Below are 10,032 nucleotides of genomic sequence, written 5' to 3' on the forward strand. Positions count from 1 at the left end.
CAGGCTTAGACCTCATACCGAATATATAACCCCTTTAATAAAGTGAGAAATCATCGTTTATCTATTTATGGCAAATTATTTAAAATCACCACGCAAAAATGATTTATTTAAAACAATATTATTAACTTTATTTAATAATATTATTTTATTTTTATATTACTGACTCTTTTAAATTATTAGAAACTTGAATTATGTTTATTATCTGTTAATCAATTGTTAAATGCTGAATGGGTCACGTTAATTTATAAATTCCACCTATATTATATTTTGGTGTTTCCATAACAATAATGTGAATTAAGGACCCCCAATGAAAGCATATGTATTTGACGGAAAAGACACCGCTAAATTAGTCGAGCGAGAAAAGCCTGAAATTATTAATCAAAGTGATGTCATCGTTAAAATCGAAAAGACAACCATTTGTGGGACTGACTTACATATTTTAAGAAATAATGTAGCAACGTTTAAACCTGGCACCATTATGGGTCATGAAGGCGTCGGAATAGTAGAGTCTTGTGGTGATCGCGTTAATAACTTTAGACCAGGCGATCGAGTCATTGTTTCATGCATTACCTCTTGCGGTAGCTGCAAAATGTGCAAAGTATCTAAGTTTGGCCAGTGTTTGGATGGCGGCTGGTTGCTCGGCAATGAGATTGACGGATGCCAAGCTGAATATGTTCGCGTTCCATATGGTGACACTAGTTTGCATCTTGTTCCTGATGACATCGATACCGATTGTTTGGTTCTGCTGAGTGACATCTTCCCAACGGGATATGAAGTGGGCGTCCTTGATGGCCAAGTCCAACCTGGCTGCTCTGTGGCGGTGATTGGCTGTGGTCCGGTTGGCCTTGCGGCATTAATGACTTCTAAGTTCTTCTCTCCAAGCGAAATCTACGCGATCGACAATAACCCTCACCGCCTTCAAGTCGCTAAAGATCTAGGTGCAACACACGCAATTGATAACTCAGATGGCACAGCAGTACAGAAAATTTTAGACATGACCGATGATGTGGGCGTAGACGTCGTTATTGAAGCCATTGGTATCCCTGCTGGCTGGGATATGTCACAAAAGTTGGTTTGCCCAGGAGGTAACATCGCAGTACTTGGTGTGCACGGTAAGCCAGCAACCATTAACCTCGAAGACATGTGGAAACGCAATTTCACCATGACGGCAGGCATGGTCCATACCCATACTATTCCAATGTTAATCAAACAAATTAGAGCGGGTTACTTTAATCCTAAAGATCTGATTAGCCATCAATTTAAATTATCGGAAGCTGAAGAAGCCTATTCAACATTTACTCATGCCTCCGACCATGAGTCATTAAAGGTCATTATTTCTAACGATTGTTCATAGTAAAAATATGTTGAGGCTAAGTTGATTAATAAACCATTTAAAATCCTATTGATAGGTTTAATAGTTAACCTATCAATCGGTATCTTATACGTATGGGGTGTTTTCAGTGAACCTTTAGCTGAAGCGCTGGGTGTTGATGCAAAGCACGTAGATGGGCCATATCAGACGTCTGTTTTTACCTTCTCAGTCAGTCTATTTTTGGCCGGTGTATGGCAAGACAAAGTAGGACCGAGAATAGTAACAATCCTTGGTGTTTTCCTTGTCGGAGCAGGACTTTTGGCTTCGGGTTATGCCTCAACATTGATGGAACTGCAGGTTACATTTGGGTGCATGGTTGGCGCAGGAATGGGATTTGCTTATGCCTGTATCGGCCCTTGCACCATGAAATGGTGGCCAGAGAACAGGAAGGGACTTGTCAGCGGCCTCACCGCTGGCGGCTTTGCAATGGCGGCGCTGTATTTAGCGCCTCTATCAACCATCCTTATCGAGCACTTTGGCATATTAGATACGTTTAAGATTCTCGGCATAGGCTTACTCTTTATGATACCAATGGCATCACTACTCGTTGATCCACCGCAGGGTTATGTGGCCGATGAGCCAAAGGAAGAAACCGCAGAATCCTGCGTCGATGTGAACATTCAGTGGCTAGACATGCTTAAAACACCACAGTTTTATCAGATATGGTTGATGTTCATGGTCTCATCGGCAGCCGGTATCATGCTAATAGGTTCTATTGGTAACGTCAGTAAATCGATAGGATTAACATCGGAAGAAATCGCGCTGAGTATCATTTTGCTTGCCATCTTCAACACCGCAGGTCGAGTCATTGGTGGGGTCGTTTTCGATAAGATAGGACGTGCTCACACGTTAGGTTTGATCTTCCTATTGCAAGCAGTGAACATGATCTTTTTCACAACGATAGAAACCACAATCCCACTGATGATTGGAATCTCAGTTGGCGCAATGTCTTACGGTGCTTTATTTGGTGTTTTCCCTCCGGTCACGGCAATTGACTATGGCTTGAAGTCATACGGCACTAACTTCGGCATACTCTACTCTGCATGGGGCGTATCAGGTTTTTTCGGAGGGATACTCGCTTCAATATCGGGGACGACTGAAACGACGTATTTGGCATTCGCGGTACTCTTGTTTTTCATTACTGCAATGAACTATTTAATGAAACCCGTTGATAAATCGGAAATAGTTAATAGAAATGCGGCAAAGCTTGAATATTAAAATAGAGTAAACCTAATCTATTTCAATAATTTATTGATTTTTCAAACAGCCAAATGAACGCCGTTACCAATCGACCAGTTTCGCCTAATAAACGATATTTTTAAAAGAAACCGTATCCACTTTTAAATAAGTTGTCATCGTTTATTAGGCGCTTTATCGAGGTTTAGATATCATATAGAAAAGACTATCAATGCTTCGTCGACGATCATTCATCATAAAAGAGGAAGTTGTCTTTACCAGTGCATTTGACCTGATATAGCGCCTTATCTGATTTCGACATCACGTCATCGATATGCTGTTCTTCCACTTTGTGGCAAACCCCAATAGAAACAGTAACTCGAAGCTTAACCTGCTCGTCGCCAAACGATGTCTGCCTTATTTCATTGAGTGTACTTTTTAAGAAATCTTCAACTCGCAGCTTAGACGCGTCCCCTTGCATAAACAAAGCAAACTCCTCACCACCAAAACGGAACAGTTGGTCCGAGTCTCGACAGTATGATTTTAAGAGCTGACAAACTTGACTGATCACCATATCGCCATATTGGTGCCCATGGGTATCATTGATTTGCTTGAAGTCATCAATATCAAAAAGAAGAAAATAGCCCGAACCAAAAGTATGTTTGGTCTTCAGGTAATAGTTTTTGTTGAACGCACCAGAAAGCGCATCGATGTTCATTGCAGCATTAAGCTTTCGATTATATCTGCTGACCAAAATAGCCACTGGCACTCCAAACAATACGGCCAGACCAACGTATCTTAGCAAGAACCAGGTGATGTCAATTGAAGCGACCTTTAGCCCATAGATATCCCAAACTTTGTAATTGAAACCGTCGTCACGACCATACATCTCGATTTGTTCCGCCATCGCCGTATCTACAGACCCATGGCACTGAACACATGATGGCTCTACGACGATCGGATCATAACGCGTAAGATAAACATTACTATTTTCAAGATATACACGATAGACCCTTGATATCTCATCACTCTCTAAGACAGAAGTCTCCCGTTTATTCGCAAGGTTTTCACGGTTAGTTGGGTTGAGGCTCACTTCTTTATAATTGGCTATGTCAGAAAGTGCATTGAGCTCTTTAGTCATGTGCACTGTCACGTAACTAGGAACGTTGAAAGGAAACTGTGTGGTAGAAGAATAGTTAGGCATCGACGTGAAGTTTCTGATCGATTGAGAGAAATCAATAAGTGTATCTATTCGACTTACGGCTGAGATTTTGAAATCCATCCACATCAACAACGCTGTTGCAGCAACAATTAGCAATCGAATAATATGTTTCACGTTAGTCAGCCCACTAAAATCGGAGAGTATATACCCTAGGGCTAAAAGGTGCAGGTTTCATCACTATGTTAGTGACATAAGTTCAAGGAAGTCGCTCTGCACCATGGAGAGCGACTTCCTAGATTTTTTAGCCAACAATCCTCTGTATTAAAAAATAAGGCTTCCCTTACATTAAGATTTAGATATCTCGACTAGAGATTCTATCTCAGTAATCTGAGACCAAATATCCATGAGAATCATCTGTTCAAACGGACGCCAGCGAATTTCGGGCAATGATAAAACGTGACTGAGTTGTTCATTTAGCTCTATCCAATATTGGTCTCCGAGATAGACATCCTCGGGCACCGACTGGGTCAAATAGTAGCGATGTGCCTCTCCCTGATATAGCGTCCAGTTAGAGGTAGCATTTTTCTCATCCGAATACGGTAAGGCTTGAGCCCAAGGCTGACGAGTGTAGTACATGTATGTTTTGTCTAAAAAAGCACTAAACAACACACCTTGAGGCTGAGAAGGCCAAATGGCTTGCTGCCACTGCAAAGGTAGGAAGTTGAGCGATTGATGTTGACGCTGTTCATATTGAAATCGAAATATAAAATCGCCAAGTTTCGTCCAAGCGGTTTGGATATCTTCTTTAAATATCCTATTTCTTATCAATTGAAACAAAAAAGGTTTAGCCTGTTCCGCTGATAAGTGACTTGGGATCTTCTCTAAAATCTCAAACAACTCTGGCATGTCTTTTTTAATCACTTCCAATGAAGGGTTACCTTTATAAGGCAAAGCTGACAGACTTACATCTTCTCTATTTTGCCACTGTTGCCAAAGATTTATATAAGGCTCATCAAGCTCAACGTTTGTCCATCCACCCCTAACACGCTCGTTGATGTAACTGCTCAAATCGATGTTGTCCAAGGGCTCAGACAGCTTTTGTAAAAGTGGATCAGAGTCTTCATCAAAAAAGACTTCTCTGCCTTCATAAACCTGGCAAGAGTATAGTCCGCAGCTCAGCTCTCCTGCCCCAAAAAGAAATCGCCCTGTTCGCTGCTCCTCTTCGGTAGCACGTCGCTGTAAAATCGACAAAGAAAAGTTGTCTATCGCAATGCGGCGGGCGTGCTGATATAAATACTGTCGATAAAGACGAACATTGTCATTATTGATTGTTTCTAGAACAAGCTTTTCAATACTACTGCTCTGAATTTCAAGTATTTTTCTTCGCCAGTCAAGAATATGTCTCTGTGCATTTTCAATGATATTTTGTTTATGCTCGAAAACCTTCTGACGCGTTTCCTCGATATGCGAGTACTTTCCAATACCATAAAGTTTTCCGAGATTTGCCACTAGCATTCGATAGCTACATGCTCTTAAATCGTCCAGAGTTCCATTAGAAGCAGTACCTAAACGAGCAAGCTCTTCTACGACCTCTTGCTTTTGATTCACGCAAGCTTGCTCTCCAAATTTTTGAACCACCTGAGGGGGAAGATTATAGAGCTCTAGCATTGTATTGGCGTATTCGAGGTCAATCGCAGAAAACATCTTATTGATGATTTCCTGCAGCTCCAATACTTTTGCACTGTAGGTTGCGTCGAAATGAAGCAACTGAATAGAAGAAAGCCTTTTGGTCAATTCAACGATATGCAGCTTTAACTGCTCGTGCTGCTGCTCAATAGCCTCTGCAGATGTCGTATTTAGCCGCTCAAGTACAGTCTCTTGCCCGTAACTGTAATGCCCATTTTGCAGCCATTGATTGAGTCGTTTCTCCGGGCTATCCAATGTGGAAAGGTAATCATAATAGCCGATAGCAAAACCGACGAAAGGGATTGGCTCAGTAGTAACGCTCAGTTGATGCAGAGCACTGGCAGAGTCATCCCACATGGTTCTCGTTAAATCTTCAATCCAAGGTGCGAAAAAAATAATATCCAACACGCTCGAAAAAGCCCTACCACCATTTTTAGCTAGCTGCCACAGAGCTTGACGCTCAGAAACACGCTCCAATTGGGCAATTCTTTTTGCACTGTTGGGCTGACTATTTTTACTGTCTATGGCCGCTGTAACGCCAGCCCAATGTTCAGCAAGCATGCCTTGCTCGCTTATGGGAAGCATTAGACTTGGAATTTTATCCAATGCTGCAACTTCTTTAACATCAGTCAGTTCACTCTCAAATTCATAGTCCAACCGAGCCAGCCACTCGTGCTCTTCTTCAAGTGTTTCAGAGCCAAGACGGCACATTTCCAATGCATTCACATTTAAGTTCACACACAGGCCGACGAACAGTATCAATTTTTTAATCTTCATTATAAGCTCCAACATTTCTTCGATTTAGGTAATGTGGAGTTCGCTACCAGCGTTACATTGTCTTTTTCTGCGAGCTTAGACCAGCGCAAACGGTTCGCGTATATCACACTCGGATTGGGTTGAGCTGATCTCACAATTCGATTGACTAATAGTTTTTGAGAGCTACCAGCAATATTTTCGGACATCGTCAACGCGGAAATATCGTCATTGGTCGAAATCAAGACCACTTGATCCGCTTGAGTTAACCAATCTCTCCCCTCATTACTAATCTCATCAGCTTTTATTTGAATGACAGAAGATGGCGTATTGCCTTTTTTAATACTATCCGCGGCCTTTTCAATCGTTGCTACTATTAGGCGCTTTTCTACTTCTGTTAACGATGAAAAATTATCACCTTCGAGAAGTATAACTTTGCGATCCGCCTTGATGGCTAATTCAAGGGCGGTACGTAACACTTTATCGAGTTTTGGGAAGCCATTTTTTCGTTCAATTAAGCTTGTGCTTATTAGTAGAAGAGATTGAGGGCTACTATGGAGTGCTTCACTTACTTTTGTCGTACTGAGTGCTGTTGAGCTCAATACTCCGGAGGTAGTTTGTTTTACGCTTTTTAACGTTATATCAGTCGGAGTTGATGAGTATTCAATCATAGAGCCCGGCCAATACATGTCACGAGCTTGATTTCCAAACTCTTTAGATAAATGGTATTCGGATACTGGCACTTCAGATTTCAAACGTTGAATATTAGTTTTAACTCGAGCGTAATCAGCCTTAGATACCGATTTATTCTTTAATGCTTCTTCCCAAACATTCATCACGCTTTCTCTTCTTTCGATAGACGATTGGCGTGTAGTAGTGAGTGTTTTTAACCTTGTACTCCCTTTTTGGTAGGAGAGGCCTGTCGCTTCTATCTCACGTTTCATTAAGTTAAATTCAACCACCTCTCCCTCTGTAAACTCTTCTCCATTATGAGTTGTACCAGCGACAGGAGCACGATGACGAATTCGTTGCGTACCCGTCGGCAAGCCGCCAGTTAAATAGTCACGAGCATGTATAAGTTCATGCCCGAGTGCTATTGAAGGTTCAATAATGGTTGAGTTACCTGGTATTAAAACTGCATTATCGATGTCAAAATAGATTACTGCAGGAACACCAAGCCCATTTGATTGATAATTAACAAATTCAGGGGATGCGATTAGAGGTTCTGTGACAAACTGCTTTCCGCCCCTAGGTGGCCTTATTACAACGTGAATCTTTTCTATAGTACCATCAACTAGACCTTCGGTATGGAACGCTAAAGCACGCTCTTTGTTTGGCAGTGCAATAGGGGCATAGTGAGAGTTTTGGTTGATAATGGCTCTCCCTGTACGAGTCTGCTTTAAGTTTTCAAATAGAGTTGCAATTCCGAGAACGAACTCCTCCGAATGAGCTTGTACATAGATTCCATTTTCGACCTTAAATAGGTAGCCATCTTTACTACCTATATCAATAATATTCTCCCCATCGGGAGGGCCAAAATAAACCGATGCCTCAACGGACATTGATAAAAAGAGTGGAGCAATTGCGAATAATATTTTCATAGTGGTTTTCAAATAAAGGGTCACGTTATTTACGTTCTCCAACAATACGTTCTGACACTCATTCACTTTGTTTCATGAGGGAATAGAAAATCCCTAGTAAGTCGTAGGGTTCTATAAATTACGTAGTATGGAGAACCTTATAAGATGAAAAGCAGCGGTTAGACTCTGAATAAAAGGGAAATTATATTCCTCTCTTACCCACAGTCTCGATTTTTATATTCAGAAAAACCTAAAGTATCACTGAGAGTTTGTGCAAAACCTCAGATAATTAGCTCTAACTAAACTAGAAAAACTTTGGTAGAGAAATCACCAAAACATGCCTAACACAAATACATTAACAGGTTAAGCATCAACCGTCATGATGTAAAAGTAACCACAAAATCAGAGAGACTGACAGGCAATATAACTAAAAGAACATTCTTATCCGCTTAAATCTATCAATAACTATTTTTTAAGTTGGTAAAAAGTCGGATTGCGATACTTTGAAATACTTAATTTACACAAATTTAAACGATGTCATGTGCCGCTTGCTATTGAATAAGGGTAAGCTTGTAGTGATTTGATGAAACAGCAGTCAGTGTCAAAATGATGCGAGCTAACATCACTCTGTGCAAACTGCCGTTTTTATATTGATTCGTGTTTTGAGTAATTTTCAACGGTAAGTGAATACTGTGCTCTTAATCTGAGCGCCCACGCCCTTCGATTGTCCATTGACAGATCACTTTTCCGTTTTGCACGGCATACAAAGTATCAAAGTTATTCAATGTTGTATCACAGTGGCTTGGCAACAGAATAACTTGCTGTCCAAGTTCAAAAATCTCGCAACCTTCTTCATGATGAAGGATACCGTGTTCATCACCGCCAGTTTGATACCTTACTCCTTCACTGCCCTCAACAATAGGCATGCCAAGATCAATAGAAAGACATTTCATCCCTGCATCAATCACGGTACGCGAAGGTGTTGGCTGACTAATCACGGTGCTTAGCACTTTAAGTGCAGGAGAAAACTGCTGATTCTCGGTCGCATTAGTTTCGTCTCCAATAGCAAGGTAAGCCGCATCCATAAAAAGGTACGAACCCGCTTGAATCTCACTGTAGCCTAACCCCTGATAGGCTGCATATGTCCCTGTCCCTCCTCCGCTAATTATCTGAGGTGTCATACCTTGAGGCTCTAAAGTAGATGTAATGAAATCAAACAAAGGCACCACAACCGATCTCGCCTGCTCATTTCGCGAACAATAGCCCTTAACATGTTGTAAGTGTCCGCTATAAGCTTGGAGGCCGGCATAGCTGACACCATCCGTACTTTGAATCGCGTGGATAAGCTGCACTAAATCATCACCAACCTGAACACCGCAGCGCTGCTGACCGCTTTCCACCTCAATCATCAACTCAACACAAAGATTTGCCGCTGATGCGGCTTTTGCAATTTCTACAACGTGATAATAATCGTCAATCACCTGAATAAAACGGGCGTCAGGATGATCTTGATGCAGAGTGATTAAACGCTGAATTTTCTTTTGTCCCGCAATAGGCGTGGTTATGAGAATATCCTTAATGCCACCTTGCGCCATCACTTCTGCTTCACCTAATTTGGCCACACAAATCCCCTGCGCTCCAGTGTCTAATTGCATTTGCGCAATCGCCGGGATTTTGTGTGCTTTAGTGTGGGGACGTAGAGTTAAACCCAAATCATTTATGCGTTGCTGCATTGCCTTAATATTTGTCTTCATCTTATCGATATCCACAAATAACGAGGGGGTTTCTAATTGATTGATATCCATATATGTCACCTAGCTACAGTTTTTTAGTTATTTTGTTATAAAGCCATTGATTATAAGGCATGGAGAGTTTTGAGCAAGGCACGTAACTTAAAGCATTTAAGGGGCTGACGGGCCCCCTTAAATAAAAATTAAGCCGACGTTAATTAATAGCTTTTCATTTATAAAACAAATACTTAACTCAACAACAATCACACTTATTATTAAATTTGATTTAAACCATTCAAAAAAACTTTATAGACACAATTAACATTAAAAATTAATTCATTGTGAGTTTTTTATTAGTAAAAATTACTATTTAAATAGTTGGGTCATGAAATTTATAAAACCACTGGTATTCTTTTATTTATTTTTTATCGGAATGCCTACATGCGATATCAATCAGCGCCTGTTAGTTCGGAAGAAACTCAAGAAACTCAAGAAACTCAAGAAACTCAAGAAACTCAAGAAACCACAGCACAGCGAGCGGCACGACAGCGTCAAGAGGCTTTGTTGCGTAAT

Annotated in this window: 6 protein-coding genes; 2 read left to right on the top strand and 4 right to left on the bottom strand. The window is 41.0% G+C overall.

The annotated features are described in order from the left end of the window. The first annotated feature begins 307 nt into the window (after positions 1 to 307). Complete coding sequence (locus KIV40_RS12150; protein ID WP_255904431.1) at positions 308 to 1,354, top strand: alcohol dehydrogenase catalytic domain-containing protein; 1,047 nt, start codon at positions 308 to 310, stop codon at positions 1,352 to 1,354. A gap of 21 nt (positions 1,355 to 1,375) precedes the next feature. Further along, positions 1,376 to 2,590, top strand: coding sequence for an OFA family MFS transporter (locus tag KIV40_RS12155; RefSeq protein ID WP_285349424.1), 1,215 nt, complete (start codon positions 1,376 to 1,378; stop codon positions 2,588 to 2,590). Between the two features lie 205 nt (positions 2,591 to 2,795). Here the strand turns inward: KIV40_RS12155 and KIV40_RS12160 are convergent, their stop codons facing one another. The 4 genes from KIV40_RS12160 to KIV40_RS12175 all read right to left on the bottom strand — a co-directional run bounded on the left by KIV40_RS12160 (position 2,796) and on the right by KIV40_RS12175 (position 9,534). Beyond that, complete coding sequence (locus KIV40_RS12160) at positions 2,796 to 3,836, bottom strand: diguanylate cyclase (protein WP_285349431.1); 1,041 nt, start codon at positions 3,834 to 3,836, stop codon at positions 2,796 to 2,798. 219 nt (positions 3,837 to 4,055) lie between these two features. Further along, a complete protein-coding gene (locus KIV40_RS12165; RefSeq protein ID WP_285349425.1) occupies positions 4,056 to 6,173 on the bottom strand; it encodes a hypothetical protein in 2,118 nt (705 codons plus the stop codon). Further along, positions 6,173 to 7,750: a hypothetical protein gene (locus KIV40_RS12170; protein WP_204244107.1), complete on the bottom strand. Its 1,578-nt coding sequence runs from the start codon at positions 7,748 to 7,750 to the stop codon at positions 6,173 to 6,175. The genes KIV40_RS12165 and KIV40_RS12170 overlap by 1 nt, the downstream gene beginning before the upstream one ends. 677 nt (positions 7,751 to 8,427) lie before the next feature. Further along, positions 8,428 to 9,534 (bottom strand): DSD1 family PLP-dependent enzyme, encoded by a 1,107-nt coding sequence (locus KIV40_RS12175; RefSeq protein WP_285349427.1) that lies wholly within the window; start codon positions 9,532 to 9,534, stop codon positions 8,428 to 8,430. Between the last annotated feature and the right edge of the window lie 498 nt (positions 9,535 to 10,032).

The sequence above is a fragment of the Vibrio sp. D173a genome (assembly GCF_030248475.1).

What these genes read in the sequence shown, in the direction of transcription:
- KIV40_RS12150 (WP_255904431.1), top strand. Translation starts at nt 308, where the DNA reads ATGAAAGCATATGTATTTGACGGAAAAGACACCGCTAAATTAGTCGAG.
- KIV40_RS12160 (WP_285349431.1), bottom strand. Translation starts at nt 3,836, where the DNA reads ATGTGGATGGATTTCAAAATCTCAGCCGTAAGTCGAATAGATACACTT.
- KIV40_RS12165 (WP_285349425.1), bottom strand. Translation starts at nt 6,173, where the DNA reads ATGAAGATTAAAAAATTGATACTGTTCGTCGGCCTGTGTGTGAACTTA.
- KIV40_RS12170 (WP_204244107.1), bottom strand. Translation starts at nt 7,750, where the DNA reads ATGAAAATATTATTCGCAATTGCTCCACTCTTTTTATCAATGTCCGTT.
- KIV40_RS12175 (WP_285349427.1), bottom strand. Translation starts at nt 9,534, where the DNA reads ATGGATATCAATCAATTAGAAACCCCCTCGTTATTTGTGGATATCGAT.